We start from the raw sequence: 22,777 nt of genomic DNA on the forward strand, positions 1-22,777 counted from the left end.
CACCGTGTTAGACACCGCGCCATTACATCGTTAATGACCACCACTCACCACGGATCGTCCGGGCAATCGTGAAACTTATGGCAACCAATTCGGGTTGTGCATCTCGATTGGCCGGGCGATCCGACCCCCTATACCAAAGCAGCGTAAACCGGTGGCAGAATCGCGTGCGATTGTGCTAGGTCTAGCGGTATGGCGCAGGCAAACCCCAATATCAGCGAAAATCGCCCGGTAATCCGGCAACTCGACGAGGCCGCGATCAACCGCATCGCCGCCGGTGAAGTGGTCGAACGCCCCGCTTCCGCCGTTAAGGAACTGGTGGAGAACGCGATCGACGCCGGCGCGACCCGGATCGCCATCGACATCGCCGATGGCGGCAAGACCTTGATTCGCGTCACCGACGATGGATGCGGTATCGCGCCCGAGGATCTGCCGCTGGCCCTGTCGCGCCACGCGACCTCCAAGATCGACGGGTCGGACCTGCTCAACATTCACACCTTCGGGTTCCGGGGCGAGGCGCTGCCCTCGCTGGGCGCGGTGGGGCGCCTGACCATCACCAGCCGCGCGACGGGGACCGAGGCGGCCCAGATCCGCGTGGCCGGCGGCAAGATGGAACCGGTGAAGCCCGCCGCCCTGCGCGCCGGCACCGTAGTCGAGCTGCGCGACCTGTTCTATGCCACGCCCGCGCGGCTGAAATTCATGCGCACCGACCGGGCCGAGGCTCAGGCGATCTCGGACACGGTCAAGCGGCTGGCCATGGCGGAACCCTCCATCACCTTCACCCTGCGCGATGTCTCGGGCGGGGGCGAGGGGCGCGTGGTGTTCCGCGCCGACCGCGAGAACGGAGACCTGTTCGACGCGCTGCACGCCCGCCTGGCCCGCATTCTGGGGCGCGAGTTTGCCGAGAATGCCTTGCAGATCGACGCCACCCGCGAGGGGATCAGGCTGTACGGATATGCCGCTCTGCCCACCTATTCGCGCGGCGCGGCGGTGGCGCAGTTCCTGTTCGTCAACGGCCGGCCGGTGCGCGACAAGATGCTGACCGGGGCGCTGCGGGCGGCCTATTTCGATTTCCTCAGCCGCGACCGGCACCCGGCGGCGGCCCTGTTCATCGACTGCGAGCCGACTCTGGTCGACGTGAACGTGCACCCCGCGAAATCCGAGGTGCGGTTCCGCGATCCCGGTGTGGCGCGCGGGCTGATCGTCTCGAGCCTGCGGCATGCGCTGGCCGAGGCGGGGCACCGCGCCTCGACCACCGTGGCCAACGCGACGCTGGGCGCGATGCGGCCCGAACCGGCCCCGGCGGCGCCCGCGCGGGTCTATCAGATGGACCGGCCGTCACCAGCGGCGCGGGCCGTGGCCTATCAAGCGCAGGCACCCGGCTTTGCCGATCTGGCCAATGCCTACAGCGGCAGCGTGGTCGAACCAGTGGCCGAACCGTCGCAGTCCGACCAGACCCCGCCCGAGCATCTGCCGCTTGGGGCCGCGCGTGGGCAGGTGCATGAAAACTACATCATCGCCCAGACCGCCGACGGCATGGTGATCGTGGACCAGCACGCCGCGCATGAACGGCTGGTCTACGAGAAACTCAAGACACAGATGGCCGAGAACGGCGTGGCCGCGCAGGCGCTGCTGATCCCCGAGATCGTCGAACTGTCCGAGGGCGACTGCGCCCGCCTGCTCGCGGTGGCCGACGACCTGTCGCGCCTGGGCCTGACCATCGAGCCCTTCGGCGGCGGCGCGGTGGCGGTGCGCGAGACCCCAGCCATTCTGGGCGAGGTCAGCGCGCGGGCGATGATCCTCGACATTCTGGACGAGCTGGCCGATCAGGGCGAAAGCCAGACGGTGCAGGCGCGGATCGAGGCGATCCTCAGCCGGGTGGCCTGCCATGGCTCGGTCCGCTCGGGCCGCCGGATGCGCGCCGAAGAGATGAACGCCCTGCTGCGCGAGATGGAGGCCACGCCCCATTCCGGCCAGTGCAACCACGGGCGGCCGACTTACGTTGAGCTGAAGCTGAGCGATATCGAACGGTTGTTCGGCCGCAGTTGATCCGGCCGCCGATCGGCGGTAGAAAAGAAGAAACAAAACAAGAACGCGCAGGTTGAGATGATCGAGATTGCAGGCACCCGATATTCGCTGGAAGACCCCATGGTGATGGCCGCCCTGATCGGGGCGGGGGTGGTTCTGTTGATCCTCGTCCTGCTGTTTCTGGCCGTGCGCGCGGCCAACCGCTCGGCCCGGATGGCCGAGCCGCTGGCGCAGCAGCTGGCCTATCTGGGCCAGCATGTGCAGCAGTTGGGGCAGGGGCAGGAGCAATTGCGCGGCGGGTTGCAGCATGTCTCGGACACGCAGGCCAATGCGCAGGTGCAGGTGATCCAGACGGTCGAGGCGCGGCTGTCGGCGGTGCAGCAGCACATGAACGACCGGCTGGCCGACAACGCCATGAAATCCGCCCGCGCGCTGGCCGAGATGCAGGAGCGGATGAAGGAAACCCTGCATGGGTCGTCGAAACAGACAGCGACCTCGCTGACCCAGTTGCAGGAACGGCTGGCCGCCATCGACAAGGCGCAGGACAACATCACCAAACTGTCGGGCGACGTGCTGTCGCTGCAGGACATCCTGTCGAACAAGCAGACCCGCGGTGCCTTCGGCGAGATACAGCTGAACGACATCGTGTCCAAGGCGCTGCCCTCGGACAGCTATGTGCTGCAGGCGACCCTGTCGAACGGCAGACGCGCCGACTGTCTGATCCGCCTGCCCAACCCGCCGGGGCCCATCGTGATCGACAGCAAATTCCCGCTGGAGGCCTATGAGGCGCTGGTGGGCGCGGGCAATGACATGGAGTTGAAGGCGGCGGTGCAGATGTTCCGCAGCACGGTGCGCAAGCACATCACCGACATCTCGACCAAGTACATCCTGGACGGTGAAACCGCCGACGGGGCGCTGATGTTCCTGCCCTCCGAGGCGGTCTATGCCGAGCTGCACGCCAAGTTCCCCGAACTGGTGCAGGAGAGTTTCTCGAAACGGGTCTGGATCGTCTCGCCGACCACCTGCATGGCCACGTTGAACACGATGCGGGCGATCCTCAAGGACGCGCGGATGCGCGAACAGGCGGGCGCGATCCGCAAGGAACTGGGCATGCTGCACAAGGATGTGGAACGTCTGGGCGACCGGGTGGCAAATCTCGACCGGCATTTCGGTCAGGCGGCCAAGGATATCTCGGAAATCAAGATCAGCGCCGAAAAGGCCGGCAGGCGGGCGCAGCGGCTGGACAATTTCGATTTCGAGGAACTGGCCCCCGAGGACCGCGCCAACGTGGTGCCGTTGGGCAAGTCCGAGGGCTGAGGTCTACTGGATGGACAGGTCCAGATTGTAGCCGGCGGTCTTGCCGGTATCCCGGTCATTGCCCATCAAGTAGACGCGGATGGTATAATCCCCGTCCTCGGGCAGGGTGATGCGGGCTGTGTTGCCGTCGATCGAGCCGTTGTAGATCGCTACCCCGTCGCTGCCCGGCGGCAAGATGTTGAAATAGACTACGCCGCTGCCGTTGGTATCACTGACCTGAAGTTCGGCAAACAATTCCTGCCCGCCTTTCGCACCCAGCACGTAGTCGAAATATTCATCACCCGTAATGGTGCCGTTGACCATTGTGCCGAAGTTTCCGGGCTGGAATTTCACCTCGGCCGTCCTTTGGGCCGAGGCCGGCAGGGCCACAACGGCAATGAACAGGGCTGCCAGACCTTGTTTCAACATTCTGCATATCCTCCCGGTGATTCCCGGCTCCAAGCCTAGCACAACTGAGGGGCCGTTCAGATTCGCAGGAAGGGCTGCACCAATCGTGGGATCAGGCTGTTGAACTTCAGCGGAGCGTCGGTCACGGCCAGGCAGATGCAGTCCTCGGACATGTCGGCCACGGGTGTGTGTTCCAGATCCTCGTCTGCAATCTCGACATCGCCGCGGGCGAAATGATCCACCTCGTCGGAAAACGCGCCTTGCAGAACCATGGTCAGTTCCATGCCCTTGTGGCCGTGGTCCGGTACCGCCGCACCGGCCGGGATGAACAACAGGCGCGCCGTAGCGTCGCGCGATGTTGGCAGAATGGCCTGCTTGACGCCCATCCCAATCGGCTTCCAGCGGATGCTGTGCACGTCACCGCCGACGTAATCCTGCAATGGGGCCGGCAGAACGTCGCATTTCGCGCGCGCGGGCCTGGGGGTCGGAGCACCCTGCGCGATCAGAGCCATTGTCGATGACAAGGCATCCGCGGACAAAGGTGCGGCTTCGACCTGGTCCTCAAGCATGTGTCCGCCCACCGCGTCATAACTCTCAGCGCGGGCGCGACAATGGTCGCACAGGGACAGGTGGGTCGCAACCATCAGGTCGAACGCTTCGGGCAGTGTGCCCGAGGCGTAGGCCATCAGCAGGTCGTCCGTCAGGTGATGTTTGATCTCTTTGCTCATCTCTATCATCTCAGTTCATCGCGTGGCGCAAGCGGTCCAGCGCCAGCCTAATTCTCGATTTGATGGTGCCCAACGGAAGCCCGGTCTGCGAGGCGATCTCGCGATGGCTCAGGTCACCAAAATATGCCTTCTCGATCAGTTCCCGCTGTGCCTCGGGTAATTGCAGCAGGGCCGTTTTCAGTTGCGCCGTTTCCTGTTGCAGCGCGATTACGTCTTCCTGTTCGGGTTCCGCTTCGGGACCCCATGTCAGTTCTTCCGGTTCAGGACGCCGCTGTTTGCGAATGGCGTCGATGCGTTTGTTCCGCGCGATCGTAAAGACCCATGTAGCCACGGTAGCCCGTGACGGATCAAACAGATGCGCCTTGTGCCACAACGTGGCCATGACTTCCTGCGCGCATTCCTCGGCCAACGTCGCGTCCGAACCCGACCGGATCAGGAACGCTTTGACCCGAGGGGCAAAGTGTTGGAACAGCTCGGCAAACGCCGCCTGATCCTGCGACTGCCGGATGCGTTGGACGTGGGACACCCACTCGCATCTTGCTGCGCCATTATTCTTCGTACCGTTCACCGACGATCCCTTGGTTCGTTTCGTGCCGCGCCCAGCTGGCCGCGCCGCCGGGGCGGTCGCGACATCGTCCGGAACAACGGTGTCCATCTCGGTAAACATAACTGTATTACGCTGCCGTACCCAAGTCGGATCACGCCTGCCCGAGATTTTTGATCCGGTCGCGCGTTTTTTTCGTATCATAATCATGGATGTTCGCTGAAAAACCCAGCCGATCCAGAATGTTGACCGCTAGAAAAGATCAGTCAGACCATGCCAGAAATCGACTTCGTTCCGGCCCATACCTTTCACGGAAGGAAAGGTGCCATCGAGAACGCCTTTCGCTACTCGGTCGACTACATCCTGCTGGATCCCGAACAGGCGGCGGAAACGCCCGCGTTGTTTTCGGTAGATAGACCCAACCTCACCGGCTGGCGGACCCGCGATCACGGAGGGGAGCCCGGCGATGGTCGGGGTGCCCCGTGGCTCCGCGACAGTCTGCGGGCGATGCAAATCCCCCAACCCGCGCAGGTTCTGTTGCTGACCCAACCCCGGGTGCTGGGCCACGTATTCAACCCGGTCAGTTTCTGGTTTTGCCTGAATGACGCAGGCGCACTGTTTGCCGTGGTGGCCGAGGTCACCAACACTCATGGAACGCGGCACAGTTATGTCTGCCACAAGCCGGGGTTTGACTTGATCGCTCCTTCTGACCGGATTTGCGCGACCAAGGTCATGCATGTCTCGCCGTTTCAAAAGATCGAGGGCACTTACACTTTCCGGTTCGACCTGCGCCCGGACCGGGTCGGGGTTTGGATCGACTACGGCCGCGACGGGGGCGGTTTGATTGCTACGCTCACGGGCGTCCGGCAACCTCTCACCAATGGCGCGATCCTTCGTTCGCTGCTGCGACGCCCGTTTGGCGCGCGGCGGGCGGTTGCATTGATCCACTGGCAGGCGCTGAAACTGTGGATCAAGAAGGCCACTTTCCGACCGTTCCGCACCGCGCCGGTGCCATCTCACCCCGTCTCGCGCCCACGCGAGTGACGATCTGCAGTTTGCGCAAGATCAAGGACGCAGGCGCGATGCAATGGTTGAGATGGACTTCAATTGCGGACAGAGGAGTTGAAACCAATGCTGGAAATCTCGCCAACCAAAGTCGCCCAGGTCGCCATGATGGGCCGCGAGCTGGATCGCGCCGAGGGCGAGCTGCGGGCTTTTATCGATCGCATGGACGAGGACGAGCAAGCCGAGTTGGTGGCGATCATGTGGATTGGACGTGAAAGCTTTTTCCCGGACGACCTCAGCGAGGCGATCGCTACGGCCAAGGCCGAGGCCTCGACGCCATGTGCCGATTACCTGATCGGCACGCCGCATCTGTCGGATCACCTTGAGAACGGGTTGGACGCGCTGGGCATCTCGGCCGAAGATGTCGAGAACGACCTGATGTAGACTTGGTCGCCCGCACGGTGTTTCTGCGCTATGCTCCGGGGCAGAGGGCGCCGTGTATTGCACAGCGCCCGGTCCACAGCAGGGGCGCCAGATGCCGCGTATGTTGAAGACGATATTGGTGTTGGCCCTTATGGCCGTTCCGGCGTGGCCGCAGCGTCCGGCGCTGGCCTGCACCGTTTGTCTGGCACTTCCCGAAAACTCTCTGGCCGACCGGTTGTTGTCTGCTTCGGTCATCGTTCTGGCCGCGCCCGCGCCCGACGACCCGTTCCGCTATGCACCCGTCGGGTTGCTGAAAGGCAGTTGGGACGAGGTTGCAGACCTCCCCCAGATACCGTTTCTGGTGGACAGCAGCACCCGGAATGCCTTGCGCGCCGATCCTGACCGGGTGGTCTTGATGATCTATGGCCCAGGCCGCCGGGACAAGGCCGGGCGCGCCTTTGATCAGTCCTGGACCAAGGGATTTCTGATGACGCCGCAGCGGGCCGATTTTGTTGCCGAGGTACAGGCGCAAGGCCAAGGCTGGCGGTTGGACGGATCCCGATCCGCCGAGCGCGCCGCGTTTTTCGCGGCCTATCTGAATTCCGGAGACCGGTTGTTGCGGAACACCGCTCTCATTGAACTCCACCGGGCACCCTATGCGTCTGTGCGCGGCCTGCGCGACGCTGCTGCAACCCCGGATCTTCTGCGCGATTTGCGGAGCCTGAATCGCGTAGCCTATGCCCCGGCAACGATCCGGCTGCTGGGCCTGCAATCTGATCCGGCCGCGGCAGAGGCGGTGCGCACGGTCTATCCAAAGGCGGTCGCCACCGGAGGGTTCAACCTGCGCGAATGGGCGCTTGCCGGTATCGAAATCGACGGCGACCAAGCCCTGAATACGATCCAGGAGGCTCTGACCGCCAGCCCGCTTTCTCCAAAGGATCGCCAGGCGATCATCGCGGCGCTGATCGACGGCGGCGATGCGATGCCGGAACACCGCGGGAAGATCCTGGATATCTTTGTCGGTGAGATAGCGCGCGACCAAAGCACGGCCGGGCAGATCGCCCTGGCCACGCGCGATTGGGGGGATGATACGCTTGCCCCTGCGCTGCGGGCGCTTCTGGCTGACCCGCAGATCGACCCCGCCACCGCCTTCGCCATCCGGGTGGCCCTGCCATCCGGTCAGTGACCCCGCCAACCCTGACGTAAGGTTAACAAAGCTTAATCCGTTGGTCCGGAACCGTTAACGCGGCGTCCTTTTATCTGATGACAGTACTGCAATGCAGTTCGGATTTCAGGAAGACAAACCAATGGCAACCGCACAAACCACACAGTCGAACCACAGCCTGTTTCATGACCTTTTTGCAAAATACGCCGAGGCCAAGACCGAACGGTTTCGGAAGCAGATCTTTGCGAAGACGGTCCGTGACCTCGAACGCCTGAGCGACCAGCAGCTGCACGATATCGGCATCACCCGCTCAGACATCCCCCAAACGGCCTATCAGAGCGTCTATCAGCGCGCCGCGTTGACGCAGTAACCGGGGTCGCGCCCCACCAGGACACCGGCCAAACAGGGAGGAAACAGCCGATGCTCGACACAATGCAACCGACTCAACAACCCTGCCCATCCGCCAGCGCGCTGCTTCTGTTCGACCGCGCCATGCGCATCCGGGCGGTCAAGGATGACATCGTACGCGCGGCGCAACATCTGAGCGGTCTGGATGACCGGCAGTTGTCCGAGCTTGGCATCAACCGCAGCGATCTTGAGGAAACGATCGAGCGCTACATCTGAACCACAAGCGCCAATCCAAAGGTTGGTGAAAACACCAGAAAAAAGCCATTCCGGTGCGTCCGGAATGGCTTTTTGGTTGGGTCAGGCCAGGTGGTCGACCACCTGCAGGTGCTGTGCCAGCTTGTCGATCTCGGCCATCCAGCTCTGAACCAGTTTCGGATCGCTGGGCGCGGCATGGACGCCGGCGGGGATGGCGCGGTTCAGCACCGCCTCGACCGCAAGCGAGACCGGGATCGACACCAGACGCGCCATCGCGCTGCCGCGTGCGTCGCCCCAGGCGTCCATCACATAGGTCTTGTGCCAGACCGGTATGCCGTCCTTCTCGGCCTTCAGGCCGACGCAGAGCACGACGCGGTCCGGCTCGCCCTCTTCATAGGCGTTCTCGGCCCAGAACTGGTCGGACATTTCCTTGAGCCGGGCATCGCCCTCGGGGCCTTCCAGCGTTTCGATCTCGCGGAACACGTCCGACCACGCATCCGACCAGCCGTTCAGCCGCAGAGTGCCGCGGACGAATTCCTTGACCGGCCAGTGCTCCTCGAAATGGTACTGCTGCATGAAGGGGATCGAGTCGCGGTTGGGATAGACCTCGAAGCTTTCGGGCGTGGGCAGCGGGGCGACATAGGTGCTGATCGCGTCCCAGGGCCGGGCCACGTCCAGCGGGGCATAGTCGCGGATCGACCGCGAGGGCGAGCGCAGCGCCTTGAGCACGCCCAGGGGCGACCAGCTGAACTTGTAGCGGAACGGGTTGGGGTTCTTGGGGATGCCGCCGCAATAGGAAATGAAGCTGAGGTGGTTTTCCGGGTCGAAGGCGTCGGACGCGCGGTAGTCATCGACCAGCGCGTGGGCCATCAGGTGGTCGATGCCGGGGTCCAGCCCGACCTCGTTGACCAGCGCGACGCCGGCTTCGCGGGCCTTGTCGTCCAGCGCGCGCATCTCGGGCGCGATATACGAGGACGAGACGAAATTCGCGCCCTTCTCGATCGCCAGTTCCGCCAGCGGCACGTGCCAGTCGCCCGGCAGCATCGAGACGATCACGTCGCCCTTTTCCAGCACCGCGCTCAGAGCATCAATGTCGAAGGCCCGGATGTCGTCGGTCAGGTCGCCGACCTCGGCGCGGGCCTTGTCGACGGTCCGGTTCCAGACGGTGATCTTGTGGCCGGCCTCGATCAGGCGGCGCAGGCCGGGGATGGCCGACAGGCCGGTGCCACACCAGTGAATCGTCATGGCTCAGATCCTTTCGATATGGGATTTGAAGGTGTCCTCGGCCCGCGCCCAAACGCCCGAGGTCAGGTCTGTCAGGGTCAGCAACGAGGGCAGAAGTTGCGCGGCGTAGTCTTCCGAGCTTTCGACCGGCAGCATTGAGGGCAGGTTGTCGATGGCCATCACGTCCAGCACCGGGTCGGTGGCCACGCGCAGGGCGGGTTCTTCCCAGGTTGTGGCGCGGTCATAGACCGGCACCGGGTTGTAGTCGCTGTCGGGGTCGCAGGCCACGTCGCCGATGGCGGTCAGCTGGCGCGGGGCATTCAGCGCCTCGCGCGGGACGAAGACCGGGGTTCCTGGGCGGGCGAAGATGCAGTTGAGGAAGATGTCGTGTTCCAGGATTTCCGGGAACGGCCCGCCATGGGCGGTTTCCGCCATGTCCCATTTCGTCACTTCGACTCCCATCGCCTCGCACAGGTCGGACGCGCCGGTGCCGACGCGGCCAAGCGCACCGATGACGATGGCGCGGGGGCGGGGCGCTCTGGTGGCGTCCAGCTCGGCCAGAAGCTCGGCGTTCAGCGTGTCCTTGCTGGGATAGACACCGACGGGGCCGCAGATCTCACTGCGCTGCTGCGCCGCCCAGGTCTTGAGCGTGACCGCCGCGCCCGCGTAGCCCGCCCAGTAGCCGAAGGCCGCGACCCGCCGTCCGGTTTCATCGACGAGATATTCCAGATCATACAGCGTGCCGCCGCCGGCCTTGAAGCGCTCCAGCAGCTTGCGGCCCGAATGCTGACCCTTGAAGGCATGGCCGAACATGATGTGGCGATGCGGCAGAGGCGTACCGTCCTCGGGCAGTTCCTTGAGACCGAAGATGATCGCGTCCAGCGGCGCATCCGGCCACGAGTTCTCCGGCGCGATTTCGCAGCCCGCGTCGCGGTAGCCGTCGATCGGGATGGCCCGGACATGGCTTTCCTCGACCGTCACGCGAATGCCGGCGGCGATCAGTTGTGCAGCGCCATCGGGCGTCAGGCCAACCCGTTCCTCGTTCGGGCGTTGTTCAGCCCGGACCCAGAGATGTGTCATGCGATGTCCTTTTGTCAGAGCATTCCGGCGGCCCGTACCGCCTGAACCGCGGGTCGGGCCTCCATCGCCGCGCGGAAGGCCTGGATCTTGGGAAAGGCCGTGACATCGACACCGTCACCTTCCAACCAGCTGCAAACCACGTAGAGATAGGCGTCGGCCAGCGAGAATGCCTCGCCTAAAACAAACGGACCGCGCAGCCCGTTTGACGAGATGTAAGCGCAGGACTCAGTCATGGTCTGGGCCACTTTGCCCTTCATGTCCTGCCAGCTGGCCTCCTGATCTGCCCAGCGGTGACCGCGCATCTTGTGCGCATGGTTCACATGCATGGTCGAGGCCAGGTAATACATCACCTCGCGCATCCGCGCGGCCAGGACCGGATCGTCTGGAACAAGCCCGGCCTTCGGGGCCTTGGCTGCAATGTATTCAAGCAGAGCGCCGGTTTCCGTCAGAATGCCACCATCGACCACCAGAGCGGGAACGCGACCTTTGGGGTTGATCTGCTTGTAAACCGCCGTCGTCTGCTCGCCCGCAGCGAAGTCCAGCTTGATCGCCTCATAGTCCAGACCGGCTTCCTCAAGCGCGATGACGACAGCGATCGAGATAGTGCGGGGTGCGTAGTAGATCTGCATCTGGGACCTCCGATCCGGTTACAGGTGGGTCTGGGCGAAATGCCGGTCCGGCGCTTCCAGATGTGGAACCGCGTTGAACAGAACCGGGCTCAGGTCCGCTCCGATCGGGTGCAGACGATGCAATGAGGTGTTCATGATGGCAAGGGCCACGCGCGCCATTGCCGGAATGTCCAGCCCCATCGCCTGCCGCACCACCATCGAGATCAACCCACCCGAGGTCACCACGATGGCCGGCCCGTCGCCGTCATGGATTTCGCGCAGAGCGTCCGAGACGCGGGTTTCAAACTGCTCGAAGGTTTCGGGCGCGTTCCGAATGTCGCCGTTGGCCCAGGCCTTGAAGGTCAGCGGCAGGTGCTGAACGAAGCCTTCGCGGTCCGTCGGGATCGTCACGCCGTGCTGTTCCTCGAACAGTTGCGCAAGGGTGAAATACTCGATTTCATTCAGACGTGTATCGCGGACGGGTTCCGGCAGACCCATGCTTGCCGCCGTTTCCACATGCCGGGTCAGGGTGCCGCAAAACACCCGTGGATAATGGGCTTTGGTCTCGCGCAGATGGGCCCCAAGCCAGCGCGCCTGCTGATGCCCAAGCTCGCTGAGCTTGTCATAACTGTCTTCGTCTCGTGCGGTGGTGTTGGCCTGCCCGTGGCGTACCAATGTGATGTATGACATGTCGGTCCCTCTTGGCCCGAAGTCTTAGGGCAGCTTGCACGCAGGGGCCAGAGGTGTTCGGCCGGTTGCCGTCAAAAAACCGGGACAGGCTGCAACCGGGCTTGCGGGCGGACGGCCCGGCGATAGAGTTGCGGCAAGCGACAAGAAAGGACAGCGCAATGGCCGTGAATGCGCAGAGGTTTCTGGATGATCTGCACAAGCTGCGGGAATTCGGGGCTGCGGGGGTGGGTAAGGGCGTCGTGCGCGCGGCATATTCAGACGCGGACATTGCGGCGCGGCGATGGCTGGCCGACCGGTTTCAGGAGGCCGGGCTGCAACCGCATTTTGATCCGGTCGGAAACCTGTTCGGTCTGGCATCCGCGCCGTCGCTTTTGATGGGGTCACATTCAGACAGCCAGCCCGAGGGCGGTTGGCTGGATGGCGCGCTGGGCGTAATCGCGGCGTTGGAGCTGGCTCGCTCCAGCCAGCGCCCGATCTCGGTGGTCAGCTTTCAGGATGAGGAGGGCCGGTTCGGCGTCACGACCGGATCAGCCATCTGGTCCGGCAAGTTGCCCCTTGCGCAGGCCGACGACCTGACCGACCACGCGGGCATAGGGTTTGGCGATGCGCGCGCTCGGATGCAAAGTCTGACGCAGGATTTTGTGAACCCCGCCCAATTCACCGGGTTCATCGAAATGCATATCGAGCAGGGTCCGGTTCTGGATGCCAACGCCGAGGCCATCGGTGTGGTCTCGGACATCGTGGGCATTCGCGACGTGGTCATCGAGTTTTCCGGCCAGCAGAACCACGCCGGCACGACGCCGATGCACCTGCGCCGAGACGCGTTCCAGGCTCTGACGATCTTCAATGGCCTGATCAACGAGCGGTTCCGCAACGTGGTGACCCCGCAGACGGTCTGGACGATCGGTCATGTTGAGCTGTCTCCGAATGCCTCGTCAATCGTTCCCGGCCGGGTCCGTTTCTCGATGCAGTGGCGCGATCAGGAGACGGATCGTCTGGCCCGAATGGAAAGCATCATTCGTACGACCGCCCAAGAGGTGAGTGAATCCTTCGGGGGCGATGCGCAGTTCGGGCCAATGTTGGGCATCGAACCGGTTGAGATGGATCCAACCCTCCGGCGGTCGCTGGAACACGGAGCCCAGACCGTCGCGCCCGGCAACTGGCGGGTCATGCCATCCGGGGCCTTGCACGATGCGTCGAACGTGGCAGCCTTGATGCCGGTCGGAATGCTGTTCGTGCCATCCATCAACGGTATCAGTCATGACTTCGCGGAGGACACTGCCGAAGACGATCTGGTGACGGGGTTGAAGGCCCTGGCGGCGGCACTTGCCGATCGCTGAGGTATGGGGCCGCCGACCGTGAATATTGCAATTTCAGCTGTTGCGTAACGGAAAAAAGTTTCCTATACGACACAAAGCTGCAGCATGCAGATGTATACTCCTTGTCCATGAGCGATTTAGGCCGTGATGAATACCTGCGATCTGAAGTTGGACGGAACACCGCCAGCCGCGAAGTTGCCGGTACCGGAAAATGCATGTCGCCCAGCCAGAATTCCACTGACTCGATCCGGAAAGGCTGCCGTGGCATGCTATTCCCAGCCATGTGCTTTTGGATCCGGTCCATCGCGCCACTTTTGCCAAAAGAAAGAACACTGACATGCCTGGAATGAAGCGCACGCCGTTGTATGACCTTCATGTTGAGTTGGGAGGCAAGCTGGTTGATTTTGCGGGCTGGGAGATGCCCGTTCAGTATCCTTTGGGAATCATGGGCGAGCACAAGCAATGCCGCGAGAAGGCGGCGCTGTTCGATGTGAGCCACATGGGCCAGGTGATCCTTCGGGGAGAGAATGTGGGCGAGAAGCTCGAGGCGCTGTGCCCGCAGGCTTTTGCGACATTGCCCGAGGGCAAGGCGCGCTATGGGTTCTTCACCAACGAGGACGGCGGGATTATGGACGATCTGATCGTGTCGAACGCGGGCGATCATTTCTTCGTGGTGGTGAACGCGGCGCTGCGCGATCAGGACATTCCGCACATGCGCGCGCACCTGGACGGGGTCGAGGTGACCGAGATCTTCGACCGCGCGCTGGTGGCGGTTCAGGGCCCTAAAGCCGAGGACGTGGTGGGCGCGCTGTGCCCGGCGGCGCGCGATCTGAAGTTTATGGAAACCACCGTGGCCCCGATCGACGGAGTCGAATGCCGGATCTCGCGACTTGGTTACACGGGCGAGGACGGCTATGAGATCTCGATCCCCGAGGACAAGGCGATCGAGGTCACCCGCGCCCTGTTGGCGCATGAGGATTGCGAACCGGCGGGCCTGGGCGCGCGCGACAGCCTGCGGCTGGAGGCGGGTCTGTGCCTGTATGGCAATGACATCGACCAGAGCACTTCGCCGATCGAGGCCAACCTGGCCTGGGCGATCCAGAAGCGGCGCAAGGAAGAGGGCGGCTTTCCCGGCGCGGATCGCATCCAGCGCGAACTGGCCGAAGGCCCGGCACGCAAGCTGGTGGGGATCAAGCCCGATGGCCGCGCCCCGGCGCGACAGGGGGTCGAGGTGCAGGATCTTCAGGGCAACACGATCGGTCAGATCACCTCGGGCGGGTTCGGGCCAACGGTCGGCGGCCCGGTTGCGATGGGGTATGTCGCGGTCGGTCATACCGAGCCGGGCGAACAGGTGAATCTGATCATCCGGGGCAAGGCGCAGCCGGCGCGGATCGTGGCGCTGCCCTTCGTCAAACAGAATTACAAGCGTTGAAGTCAGGAGAGAGACAGCATGGCAACCTATTATTCCGAAGAACATGAATGGCTGACGGTCGAGGGCGACACGGCCACGCTGGGCATCACCAAGCATGCGGCCGAGCAGCTGGGCGAGGTGGTGTTCGTCGAGCAGCAGGACGTGGGTGAGGAGTTCGCGAAGGACGGTGAGATCGGGGTGATCGAATCCGTCAAGGCGGCCTCCGAGATCTATGCCCCGGTCGATGGCGAGATCCTCGAGGTGAACGAGGCGCTGGCCGACAATCCGGGCGCGCTGAACGAGGATCCCGAGGGCGAGGCGTGGATCTACAAGATCAAGATCACCGATGCCGCGCAGTTGGAAGATCTGATGGACGAGGCCGGCTACAAGGCGTTCATCGGCTAAACCCACGGGGTCCCGGCCTGGGGCTCCATCGTTTTGACTTGTGCCGCCGAATTTGGGCTCCGCCCGTTCGGGCCTGAAACTGTCCACCGGACAGTTCCCGGGACGGCCCCTACTCCCCGCCGGAGGCTTCCTCAGTCTCCGTCGGGCCTGACCTATCCATGGGAGCGCTGCAATGGCCTTCAAACTGACCGACTACGAAGCCTATGACTTTGCCAACCGTCGCCATATCGGTCCCAGCCCGACCGAGATGCGCGACATGCTCAAGGTGATCGGCTTCAAGACGCTGGACGATCTGATCGACGCCACCGTCCCCCCGGCGATCCGGCAGAAAGAGCCGCTGGACTGGGGCCCGGCGATGACGGAACGCGACGCGCTCTATCACATGAAAAAAGTGGCGGGGAAGAACAAGGTTCTGACCTCGCTGATCGGTCAGGGCTATTACGGCACCACCACCCCGGCGCCGATCCTGCGCAACATCCTGGAGAACCCGGCCTGGTACACCGCCTACACGCCCTATCAGCCCGAGATCAGCCAGGGCCGGCTCGAGGCGCTGCTGAACTTCCAGACCATGGTCAGCGACCTGACCGGGCTCGATGTGGCCAACGCATCCTTGCTGGACGAGGCGACCGCGGCGGCCGAAGCGATGGCGATGGCCAAGCGCGGCGGTCGGTCCAAGGCCAACAACGCGGCCTTCTTCGTGGACCGCAACTGCCACCCGCAGACCATCGCGGTGATCAAAACCCGGGCCGAGCCTTTGGGCATCGACGTCAAGGTCGCCGACCCTGACGAGCTGGATGCGGGCGCCGTGTTCGGCGCGATCTTCCAGTATCCGGGCACCTATGGCCATGTGCGCGACTTCACATCGGAAATCGCGGCGCTGCATGAACACAACGCCATCGCCATCGTGGCCGCCGACATCCTGTCGCTGGCGCTGCTGAAATCCCCGGGCGAGATGGGGGCCGACATCGCCGTGGGCTCGACCCAGCGCTTCGGCGTGCCGATGGGCTATGGCGGCCCGCACGCCGCCTACATGGCCACCACCGACAAGCTGAAACGGGCGATGCCGGGCCGGATCATCGGCGTCAGCATCGACAGCCGCGGCAACAAGGCCTATCGCCTGGCGCTGCAGACCCGCGAGCAGCATATCCGCCGCGAGAAGGCCAACTCGAACGTCTGCACCGCGCAGGCGCTGCTGGCGGTGATCGCCTCGATGTATGCCGTGTACCACGGCCCCGACGGGATCAAGGCGATCGCGCAGTCGGTGCACCGCAAGACCTCGCGCCTGGCGGCCGGGCTGGAAGAGCACGGCTTCAAGGTCGAGCCCGAGGTGTTCTTCGACACGATCACGGTCGAGGTCGGCCCGCTGCAGAAGACCGTCATGGAGGCGGCGGTGGCGCGCGGCGTCAACCTGCGCAAGGTCGGCGAGACCCGCGTCGGCATCAGCCTGGATGAACAGACCCGCGCCGAAACGATCGAGGCGGTCTGGGGCGCCTTCGGCATCGACAAGAAGGACGACAGCTCGAACAAGCAGTATCGCCTGCCGGACTATGCGCTGCGCGAGACGCCCTATCTGACCCACCCGATCTTCCACAAGAACCGGGCCGAGGCCGAGATGACCCGCTACATGCGCCGCCTGGCCGACCGCGACCTGGCGCTGGACCGGGCGATGATCCCGCTGGGCAGCTGCACCATGAAGCTGAACGCGACGATCGAGATGATCCCGGTCACCTGGCCCGAGTTCGCCAACATGCACCCGTTCGTGCCGGAAGATCAGGCGCAGGGATATCACGAGATGATCGCCGATCTGAACGACAAGCTGTGCCAGATCACCGGCTATGACGCGATCAGCCAGCAGCCCAACTCGGGCGCGCAGGGCGAATATGCGGGCCTGCTGACGATCCGCAACTATCACATCGCCAACGGGCAGGGGCACCGCAACGTCTGCCTGATCCCGACCTCGGCGCATGGGACCAACCCGGCCTCGGCGCAGATGGTCGGCTGGCAGGTGGTGCCGGTGAAGGCCGACGCGAAGGGCAACATCGATCTGACCGACTTCCGCGAGAAGGCCGAGAAGCACTCGGACAACCTGGCCGCCTGCATGATCACCTACCCCTCGACCCACGGCGTGTTCGAGGAAACCGTGCAGGAGGTCTGCCGGATCACCCATGACCACGGCGGGCAGGTCTATATCGACGGGGCCAACATGAACGCCATGGTGGGCCTGTCGCGCCCCGGCGACATCGGCGGCGACGTCAGCCACCTGAACCTGCACAAGACCTTCTGCATCCCGCATGGCGGCGGCGGCCCCGGCATGGGCCCGATCGGGGTCAAGGCGCATCTGGCCGAGCACCTGCCGGGCCACCCGGAGTACGGCACCGCCGTGGGTCCGGTTTCGGCGGCGCCCTTCGGCTCGCCCTCGATCCTGCCGGTCAGCTGGGCCTATGTCCTGCTGATGGGCGGCGCGGGTCTGACCCAGGCGACCAAAGTGGCGATCCTGAACGCCAACTACATCGCCGCACGTCTGCAGGAGGCCTATCCGATCCTCTACACCTCCGAATCTGGCCGGGTGGCGCATGAATGCATCCTCGACACCCGCCCACTGGCCGAGGCCGGCAACATCACCGTCGACGACGTGGCCAAGCGGCTGATCGACAGCGGCTTCCACGCGCCGACCATGTCATGGCCGGTGGCCGGCACGCTGATGGTCGAGCCGACGGAATCCGAGCCCAAGGACGAGCTGGACCGGTTCTGCGACGCGATGCTGTCGATCCGCGCCGAGGCGCAGGACGTGATCGACGGCAAGATCGACCCCGAGAACAACCCGCTGAAGAACGCCCCCCACACCGTGCGCGACCTGGTGGGTGAGTGGGACCGACCCTACACCCGCGAACAGGCCTGCTTCCCGCCGGGATCGATGGGCGTCGACAAATACTGGTCGCCCGTCAACCGCGTCGACAACGCGTACGGCGACCGGAACCTCGTATGCACATGCCCGCCGATGGAGGCTTACGAAGAAGCCGCCGAATAATAACACCAAAACCCCCGCCCGATCCGGCGGGGGTTTTTCTCAGGGCTTGAAGCCCGCGGGCACGCCAAAGGGCGGCGTCTCCACGCTGGTCCCGGTCAGGGCGTGCAGGAACGCCACCAGCTGCGCGATTTCACCGTCGCTCAGGTCAACTGGCGTGATATCGAGCTTGGCGCGTTGGCGCGCCATCTCGAACCGGTCTTGCCAGACGACGAAATCGCCCTGTTCCAGCCACGGCACCTTGGGCAGCGCGGCCTGATCGGTCGTCCAGCGTGACAGGCTGGTTGCCGGGTTCAGGTGGTGGCGGATGATCCCTTCGAGGTCGGGAAAGGCGCCGTTGTGGCCGTAGGGCGCCGTCAGCGCCACGTTGCGCAGCATGGGCGTGCGGAACCGGTAGGCGTCCTCCAGCCGGTCGCTTTCGCCCATGCGACCCACGTCGCGGGCATAGGCGTCCCATTGTCGGGTGCGGCCGGGGCCGAATGGCGGCAGGGCCAGCGCGTGGAATTTCTGATCCGACAGCAGCGGCCCCGAATGGCAGGTGGCGCACCGCGCCTTGCCGTAGAACAGCTGCATCCCGGCCTTCTGATCAGGGGTCAGGGCGGTCTCGTCTCCGGCCAGGTACTGGTCGAACGGGCTGTCGGTGCTGCGCCATTCGATGGCCATGAAAGCGGCCAGAGCGTTGGCGACATGGGTGATGGTGATGTCCTCGGTGCTGTCCACGTCGTCAAAGGCGGCCACCATCGCCGGGCCGTATTTCGGGTCGGTCCGCACCCGTTTGGCGATGATCGGCCAGCCCTTGTCGATCCGGTCATGCACGGCGCCGGTGACCTGGTTCTCGGCCACGTTCCCAGCCATTTCGAACTGAGCGGTCAGCGGAAACAGCGCCTGTGCGGCCAGCAGCGAGTTCAGCCCTTCGGGCAGCCATTCCTGCGCGGGCGAGTTGAACCCGTTGCCATAGACGTCCGACAGGCTGAGCCGCCCGTCATGGAACATCGTGTGGATGTCGCGCGCGCCCAGGTTCCACAGGCCCGGCGCGTTGCGCGGGATGCGCTTGCGGATGCGGTCCGCCCCGGTGCCGGGCGTGCGGTCGGGGCCTAGACCCTGGCCGCCCTCGCCGATGCCCAGCGACAGGCCGTCGGAGGTGCCGAAATCGGGGTGGTGGCAATGGGCGCAGCTGATGTTGCGGTTGCCCGACAGGATCGGGTCATAAAATAGCTGGTGACCGATCGCGGCCTGTTCCCTATCAAAGAACAGAAAGTCGTCATCGGTCAGCGGCGCGGGCAGGTCCTGCGCCCAGGCCGCCCCGCAGAACAGGAGACCCGCCGCCCCATGCGCCAGCTTGTGCTTGCCCTTTGTCTTGCCGCCACGCCCGTCTGGGCCGAACTGGAACAGGCCCGCGATCTGATGGAAGCAGGCGAGTTTGCCGCCGCGCGCGAACAGCTTCTGCCGGCGGCCCGGTCGGGCAACGCCGAGGCCGAGGAGCTGATCGGCGTGATGTACGGCCTTGGTCTTGGGGTCGAGCAGGACTACGAACGCGCGTTCGAATGGTATCTGCGGGCCTCGATGAAGGGGCATCCGGGCGCGCAATCGGGTGTCGGGTGGTATTACGAGCTGGGCCTGGGCCTGCCTGCGCCCGATCTGGTGCGGGCCTACATGTGGTACACGCTCAGCGCCATCGGCGGCGACCCCGATGCGGCGATCAGCCTGGAAGAGGTGGTCAAGAAGATGACGCCCGAACAGATCGAAAAGGCCCATGTGTTGGTCAATGACTACAAGGGGTGGATGTACCCCTTTCGGTAAAGGCGGGCCGGGATGACGCGACACCCCGGCCCGAACCGTATCAGTTCAGGTCGGCGGCGCGTTCCGCGTTGATCTCGGCCTCGGCCTCGGCCACGGCCGCGGTCAGAGCGCCATAGATCTCGTCCCCGCGCGCGACGTTCTGCTGGAACCAGTCATAGACCGGGGTCGCGGCCTGCTTGAACGCTTCTTTTTCCTCGGGGGTCGGCACGTACAGGTCGCCGCCACCGGCCACGAAATCCTCGTAGGCCTGGATCGACTTGCGCTTGGGCGAGGCAAAGGTGGCCTGCTGCAGCGCATAGAACCCATCGACGACGACACGGCGCAGGTCTTCGGGCATTTCCTGGAACTTGGCGTTGTTCATCCACCAAAGCGCGCCCATATAGGCGTGCCCGTCCAGCGTGACGTATTGCAGGCCGGCATCGGGGAATTTCATGCCCATGATGTCGGTGATGCCGTTTTTCGAGCCGTCAACCACGCCGGTCTGGAAACTGGTGAAGAGTTCCGGCCACGGGATCGGAGTGGGCGAGGCGCCCAGGGCCTTGACCAGTTCCTGCGGCAGGTCTGCGACCACGGTGCGGATCTTCAGCCCGTCCATGTCGGACGGCTGGGTCACGCGGCGCTTGGTGTTGGCGAAATTGCGCCAGCCGCCGGTGTTGCCAATGGTCATCAGGCGGATCGCGCCGCCCGAATCCTCCAGCGCCATTTCGCGCATCTTGCGGGTGAAATCACCCGACAGGACCCGCTCGGCGATGCGGTCGTCGGCCATCAGATAGGGCAGGTCCAGAACCTGCACATACGGAAAGATGCCCGAGGCCCCGCCCGAGGTCGAGATGTAGATGTCGATGGTGCCGTCGGCCACGCCCTGCAGGCATTCGGCCCCGTTCGAGCACAGCTGCGTGCCGATGAACAGCTCGACCTCGATCGCGCCATTCGAGGCGTTCTCGACGAAGTTCTTGAACACGACCAGGCCGTCATAGTCCTCGTCGTTTTCGTTCGAGTTGGCGGTGGCGCGCAGCGTATAGTCGGCCGCCGAGGCCGCCAGCGCCGAGGCCGCCACCAGCGACGTGGCGAGTGCTGTGGTTTTGAAGAATGTTCTGAGCATGCGTTTCCTCCCTGTGGTACTCAGTCTAGTTTGCAAATCCCGTCAAACGCGGGATCGTCATGGATATTGCGGGGACATAGGTGATCAGGAAGATCACCGCGATTTCGACGGCCAGGAACGGCAGGATCGCCTTGGCGATGGTTTCCACCCGTTCGCGTGACACGGCGGCGGCCACGAACAGCACCAGCCCCATGGGCGGCGTGGCCAGGCCAACGGTCAGGTTGACGCTCATGATGATGGCGAAATGGATCGGGTCGACCCCCAGGCTGGTGAAGATCGGGCCCAAGATCGGACCCAGGATGATGATCGCCGGACCGGCATCCAGGAACATGCCTACGACGAACAGCAGCAGGTTGATCAGGAACAGCAGGATCAGCGGGTTTTCCGATAGTCCGAGGATCAGCGCGGCCAGTTGCTCGGGCGCGTGGCTGAGGCTGACCACGGTCTTGAACGCCATCGCCGCCCCCACCAGCAGCAGCACCACGGCCGAGGTCATACCCGCATTGCTGAGAACGTCGGGCACCTCTTTCAAGGTCAGCGTGCGCAGCACGAAAAACCCGATGAGGAAGGCATAACCCACCGCGACGGCGGCGGCCTCGGTCGGGGTGAAGATGCCGCCCAGAATGCCGCCCAGAATGATCACCGGCGTCATCAGCGGGAAAAAGGCCTTGAGGCTGGCCTGACCGCGCTCGGGCCAGGTGTATTTGCGGCTGGCCACCGGGAAATCATACCGGTTGGCCATGACCTTGATCATCAGCATCAGGCCGATGCCCACCATGACACCCGGCACAATGCCGGCCAGGAACAGGGCCGCGACGCTTTCGCCCATGACATAGGCATAGATGATCATGATCCCCGAGGGCGGGATGATCGGCCCGATGACCGAGCTGGCGGCGGTGATCGCGGCGGCGAATTTGCGGGTATAGCCCTGCTTCTCCATTGCCGGGATCAGCATCGAGCCCAGCGCCGAGGTATCGGCCACCGCCGAGCCCGACAGCCCCGCGAAGAGGATCGAGCTGAGCACGTTCACATGCGCCAGCCCGCCGCGCAGATGCCCCATCAGCGCCTGGCTGAACTCGACCAGACGGATGGTGATGCCGCCGCGGTTCATCAGTTCTCCGGCCAGCATGAAGAAGGGGATAGCCATCAGCGGGAAGCTGTCCATCCCGTTGTAGACGTTGCGATAAAGCAAGGTGATGTCGTTGGTCTGGCCGTTTAGCCACAGCAGCAGGCCGGGCGCGGCCAGCAGCGCGAAAAAGACCGGCAGGCCGATCAGCAGAAACACCAGAAAGACGGGCAGGAACCAGACCAGCATCTATTCGGCCCCCACGGCGGCTTCGGGGATCTCGGGCAGCAGGTCACCGCCGCCCAGCATGGTGATGATCGACCGCAGGATCAGTTCGATGTTGACCGACAGCAGCAGGATCACGCCCACCAGCAGGGAGGCCATCATCCAGCTGCGCGGGATCCGGTACCATTCGTCAAAGCCCAGCGAAGTGGGCAGGTACAGCGCTGCGGTGGCGAAACGCCCGCCAAAGCCCGTGACCTCGGACCAGCCGATGCGTACGGCGACCACCAGAACCGTCAGGCTGAGCAGCAGCAGAAACAGGTTCAGCAACTGGCCGGGTACGCGCGGCAGAAAGCGGACCAGCATGTCGATGGCCACGAACCCGCCGCGCCGGAAGGCGGTGGGTGCCATCAGGCCGGTCATCCACAACATGCAGAACCGCGCGGCCTCGTCAGGCCAGGGCAGGGCGTTGCCCAGAACGTATCGGAAGAACACCTGGATCAGGATCGCGATCACCATGAAGGCGATCGCAACGACACCAACCGCGCGGCCCAGACGCAGCGCGGTTTCGTTCACGAATGCAATCGGCGCAAGCACCGACGTCAATCCGCCCATGCGGTTCCTCCCT

Annotated in this window: 23 protein-coding genes; 12 read left to right on the forward strand and 11 right to left on the reverse strand. The window is 64.1% G+C overall.

The genetic code is table 11. The features are described from left to right. Positions 1-189: 189 nt before the first annotated feature. Positions 190-2,046 (forward strand): DNA mismatch repair endonuclease MutL, encoded by a 1,857-nt coding sequence (mutL, locus tag GOW72_RS01960; RefSeq protein WP_170364768.1) that lies wholly within the window; start codon positions 190-192, stop codon positions 2,044-2,046. 57 nt (positions 2,047-2,103) lie between these two features. Continuing rightward, positions 2,104-3,342 (forward strand): DNA recombination protein RmuC, encoded by a 1,239-nt coding sequence (locus tag GOW72_RS01965; RefSeq protein WP_170364770.1) that lies wholly within the window; start codon positions 2,104-2,106, stop codon positions 3,340-3,342. Positions 3,343-3,345: 3 nt separating this feature from the next. Here GOW72_RS01965 and GOW72_RS01970 read toward each other — a convergent pair whose 3' ends face one another. From GOW72_RS01970 to GOW72_RS01980, 3 genes are read right to left on the reverse strand one after another with little or no spacing between them, the layout of a single operon-like run. After that, on the reverse strand, positions 3,346-3,750 hold the full coding sequence (locus GOW72_RS01970; protein WP_170364772.1) for a hypothetical protein: 405 nt from the start codon (positions 3,748-3,750) through the stop codon (positions 3,346-3,348). A 56-nt stretch (positions 3,751-3,806) separates the two neighbouring features. Next, positions 3,807-4,457, reverse strand: a complete 651-nt coding sequence (locus GOW72_RS01975; protein ID WP_093964400.1) for a ChrR family anti-sigma-E factor — start codon at positions 4,455-4,457, stop codon at positions 3,807-3,809. 10 nt (positions 4,458-4,467) lie between these two features. Continuing rightward, complete coding sequence (locus tag GOW72_RS01980) at positions 4,468-5,124, reverse strand: sigma-70 family RNA polymerase sigma factor (RefSeq protein ID WP_174825133.1); 657 nt, start codon at positions 5,122-5,124, stop codon at positions 4,468-4,470. A 150-nt stretch (positions 5,125-5,274) separates the two neighbouring features. Here GOW72_RS01980 and GOW72_RS01985 point away from each other — a divergent pair, with 150 nt between their 5' ends. The 5 genes from GOW72_RS01985 (at position 5,275) to GOW72_RS02005 (ending at position 8,218) form a co-directional block, all read left to right on the forward strand. Continuing rightward, positions 5,275-6,045 (forward strand): DUF1365 domain-containing protein, encoded by a 771-nt coding sequence (locus GOW72_RS01985; protein ID WP_170364774.1) that lies wholly within the window; start codon positions 5,275-5,277, stop codon positions 6,043-6,045. Positions 6,046-6,132: 87 nt separating this feature from the next. Next, on the forward strand, positions 6,133-6,450 hold the full coding sequence (locus GOW72_RS01990) for a DUF3775 domain-containing protein (protein ID WP_093964170.1): 318 nt from the start codon (positions 6,133-6,135) through the stop codon (positions 6,448-6,450). Between the two features lie 91 nt (positions 6,451-6,541). Then, on the forward strand, positions 6,542-7,615 hold the full coding sequence (locus tag GOW72_RS01995; RefSeq protein WP_170364777.1) for a hypothetical protein: 1,074 nt from the start codon (positions 6,542-6,544) through the stop codon (positions 7,613-7,615). 121 nt (positions 7,616-7,736) lie between these two features. Continuing rightward, the gene (locus GOW72_RS02000) at positions 7,737-7,964 is read left to right on the forward strand and encodes a DUF1127 domain-containing protein (RefSeq protein WP_170360650.1); all 228 of its coding nucleotides are present in this window, start codon (positions 7,737-7,739) and stop codon (positions 7,962-7,964) included. Positions 7,965-8,014: 50 nt separating this feature from the next. Continuing rightward, the gene (locus GOW72_RS02005; protein WP_093964173.1) at positions 8,015-8,218 is read left to right on the forward strand and encodes a DUF1127 domain-containing protein; all 204 of its coding nucleotides are present in this window, start codon (positions 8,015-8,017) and stop codon (positions 8,216-8,218) included. Positions 8,219-8,299: 81 nt separating this feature from the next. On the opposite strand, the gene GOW72_RS02010 is transcribed toward GOW72_RS02005, so the two are convergent. From GOW72_RS02010 to GOW72_RS02025, 4 genes are read right to left on the reverse strand one after another with little or no spacing between them, the layout of a single operon-like run. Continuing rightward, a complete protein-coding gene (locus tag GOW72_RS02010) occupies positions 8,300-9,442 on the reverse strand; it encodes a saccharopine dehydrogenase family protein (RefSeq protein ID WP_170364778.1) in 1,143 nt (380 codons plus the stop codon). Positions 9,443-9,445: 3 nt separating this feature from the next. Then, the gene (locus GOW72_RS02015) at positions 9,446-10,501 is read right to left on the reverse strand and encodes a saccharopine dehydrogenase (protein WP_170364781.1); all 1,056 of its coding nucleotides are present in this window, start codon (positions 10,499-10,501) and stop codon (positions 9,446-9,448) included. A 14-nt stretch (positions 10,502-10,515) separates the two neighbouring features. Beyond that, positions 10,516-11,130, reverse strand: a complete 615-nt coding sequence (locus GOW72_RS02020) for a glutathione S-transferase family protein (protein WP_170364783.1) — start codon at positions 11,128-11,130, stop codon at positions 10,516-10,518. Between the two features lie 18 nt (positions 11,131-11,148). Then, complete coding sequence (locus GOW72_RS02025; RefSeq protein WP_170364786.1) at positions 11,149-11,799, reverse strand: histidine phosphatase family protein; 651 nt, start codon at positions 11,797-11,799, stop codon at positions 11,149-11,151. Positions 11,800-11,957: 158 nt separating this feature from the next. On the opposite strand from GOW72_RS02025, the gene GOW72_RS02030 reads away from it, so the two are divergent. The 4 genes from GOW72_RS02030 to gcvP all read left to right on the forward strand — a co-directional run bounded on the left by GOW72_RS02030 (position 11,958) and on the right by gcvP (position 17,962). Further along, complete coding sequence (locus GOW72_RS02030; RefSeq protein WP_170364788.1) at positions 11,958-13,139, forward strand: hydantoinase/carbamoylase family amidase; 1,182 nt, start codon at positions 11,958-11,960, stop codon at positions 13,137-13,139. Between the two features lie 316 nt (positions 13,140-13,455). Next, a complete protein-coding gene (gene gcvT / locus GOW72_RS02035; RefSeq protein WP_170364791.1) occupies positions 13,456-14,550 on the forward strand; it encodes a glycine cleavage system aminomethyltransferase GcvT in 1,095 nt (364 codons plus the stop codon). An 18-nt stretch (positions 14,551-14,568) separates the two neighbouring features. Continuing rightward, the gene (gene gcvH / locus GOW72_RS02040; protein ID WP_170360662.1) at positions 14,569-14,934 is read left to right on the forward strand and encodes a glycine cleavage system protein GcvH; all 366 of its coding nucleotides are present in this window, start codon (positions 14,569-14,571) and stop codon (positions 14,932-14,934) included. 172 nt (positions 14,935-15,106) lie between these two features. Further along, complete coding sequence (gene gcvP, locus GOW72_RS02045; protein ID WP_170364793.1) at positions 15,107-17,962, forward strand: aminomethyl-transferring glycine dehydrogenase; 2,856 nt, start codon at positions 15,107-15,109, stop codon at positions 17,960-17,962. A gap of 39 nt (positions 17,963-18,001) precedes the next feature. Here gcvP and GOW72_RS02050 read toward each other — a convergent pair whose 3' ends face one another. Continuing rightward, positions 18,002-19,243, reverse strand: coding sequence for a cytochrome-c peroxidase (locus tag GOW72_RS02050; RefSeq protein WP_217358103.1), 1,242 nt, complete (start codon positions 19,241-19,243; stop codon positions 18,002-18,004). A 45-nt stretch (positions 19,244-19,288) separates the two neighbouring features. Here GOW72_RS02050 and GOW72_RS02055 point away from each other — a divergent pair, with 45 nt between their 5' ends. Beyond that, positions 19,289-19,759, forward strand: a complete 471-nt coding sequence (locus GOW72_RS02055; RefSeq protein ID WP_005980315.1) for a tetratricopeptide repeat protein — start codon at positions 19,289-19,291, stop codon at positions 19,757-19,759. Between the two features lie 40 nt (positions 19,760-19,799). Here GOW72_RS02055 and GOW72_RS02060 read toward each other — a convergent pair whose 3' ends face one another. From GOW72_RS02060 to GOW72_RS02070, 3 genes are read right to left on the reverse strand one after another with little or no spacing between them, the layout of a single operon-like run. Beyond that, positions 19,800-20,861, reverse strand: a complete 1,062-nt coding sequence (locus GOW72_RS02060; protein ID WP_170342089.1) for a TRAP transporter substrate-binding protein — start codon at positions 20,859-20,861, stop codon at positions 19,800-19,802. 25 nt (positions 20,862-20,886) lie between these two features. Further along, positions 20,887-22,176: a TRAP transporter large permease gene (locus GOW72_RS02065; RefSeq protein WP_170342091.1), complete on the reverse strand. Its 1,290-nt coding sequence runs from the start codon at positions 22,174-22,176 to the stop codon at positions 20,887-20,889. Beyond that, positions 22,177-22,764: a TRAP transporter small permease gene (locus GOW72_RS02070; protein ID WP_005980318.1), complete on the reverse strand. Its 588-nt coding sequence runs from the start codon at positions 22,762-22,764 to the stop codon at positions 22,177-22,179. Positions 22,765-22,777 lie beyond the last annotated feature (13 nt).

The organism is Ruegeria arenilitoris (genome assembly GCF_013032855.1).
Classification (GTDB): Bacteria; Pseudomonadota; Alphaproteobacteria; order Rhodobacterales; family Rhodobacteraceae; genus Ruegeria; species Ruegeria arenilitoris.

Bases quoted from the DNA above. Each gene is read 5' to 3' on its own strand.
- GOW72_RS02025 (WP_170364786.1), bottom strand. From the start codon at position 11,799: ATGTCATACATCACATTGGTACGCCACGGGCAGGCCAACACCACCGCA.
- gcvH (WP_170360662.1), top strand. From the start codon at position 14,569: ATGGCAACCTATTATTCCGAAGAACATGAATGGCTGACGGTCGAGGGC.
- GOW72_RS01995 (WP_170364777.1), top strand. From the start codon at position 6,542: ATGCCGCGTATGTTGAAGACGATATTGGTGTTGGCCCTTATGGCCGTT.
- GOW72_RS02030 (WP_170364788.1), top strand. From the start codon at position 11,958: ATGGCCGTGAATGCGCAGAGGTTTCTGGATGATCTGCACAAGCTGCGG.
- GOW72_RS01985 (WP_170364774.1), top strand. From the start codon at position 5,275: ATGCCAGAAATCGACTTCGTTCCGGCCCATACCTTTCACGGAAGGAAA.
- GOW72_RS01965 (WP_170364770.1), top strand. From the start codon at position 2,104: ATGATCGAGATTGCAGGCACCCGATATTCGCTGGAAGACCCCATGGTG.
- gcvP (WP_170364793.1), top strand. From the start codon at position 15,107: ATGGCCTTCAAACTGACCGACTACGAAGCCTATGACTTTGCCAACCGT.
- GOW72_RS02020 (WP_170364783.1), bottom strand. From the start codon at position 11,130: ATGCAGATCTACTACGCACCCCGCACTATCTCGATCGCTGTCGTCATC.
- GOW72_RS02010 (WP_170364778.1), bottom strand. From the start codon at position 9,442: ATGACGATTCACTGGTGTGGCACCGGCCTGTCGGCCATCCCCGGCCTG.
- GOW72_RS02060 (WP_170342089.1), bottom strand. From the start codon at position 20,861: ATGCTCAGAACATTCTTCAAAACCACAGCACTCGCCACGTCGCTGGTG.
- gcvT (WP_170364791.1), top strand. From the start codon at position 13,456: ATGCCTGGAATGAAGCGCACGCCGTTGTATGACCTTCATGTTGAGTTG.
- GOW72_RS01990 (WP_093964170.1), top strand. From the start codon at position 6,133: ATGCTGGAAATCTCGCCAACCAAAGTCGCCCAGGTCGCCATGATGGGC.
- GOW72_RS02055 (WP_005980315.1), top strand. From the start codon at position 19,289: ATGCGCCAGCTTGTGCTTGCCCTTTGTCTTGCCGCCACGCCCGTCTGG.
- GOW72_RS01975 (WP_093964400.1), bottom strand. From the start codon at position 4,457: ATGAGCAAAGAGATCAAACATCACCTGACGGACGACCTGCTGATGGCC.
- GOW72_RS02015 (WP_170364781.1), bottom strand. From the start codon at position 10,501: ATGACACATCTCTGGGTCCGGGCTGAACAACGCCCGAACGAGGAACGG.
- GOW72_RS02000 (WP_170360650.1), top strand. From the start codon at position 7,737: ATGGCAACCGCACAAACCACACAGTCGAACCACAGCCTGTTTCATGAC.
- mutL (WP_170364768.1), top strand. From the start codon at position 190: ATGGCGCAGGCAAACCCCAATATCAGCGAAAATCGCCCGGTAATCCGG.
- GOW72_RS02070 (WP_005980318.1), bottom strand. From the start codon at position 22,764: ATGGGCGGATTGACGTCGGTGCTTGCGCCGATTGCATTCGTGAACGAA.
- GOW72_RS02005 (WP_093964173.1), top strand. From the start codon at position 8,015: ATGCTCGACACAATGCAACCGACTCAACAACCCTGCCCATCCGCCAGC.
- GOW72_RS01980 (WP_174825133.1), bottom strand. From the start codon at position 5,124: ATGTTTACCGAGATGGACACCGTTGTTCCGGACGATGTCGCGACCGCC.
- GOW72_RS01970 (WP_170364772.1), bottom strand. From the start codon at position 3,750: ATGTTGAAACAAGGTCTGGCAGCCCTGTTCATTGCCGTTGTGGCCCTG.
- GOW72_RS02065 (WP_170342091.1), bottom strand. From the start codon at position 22,176: ATGCTGGTCTGGTTCCTGCCCGTCTTTCTGGTGTTTCTGCTGATCGGC.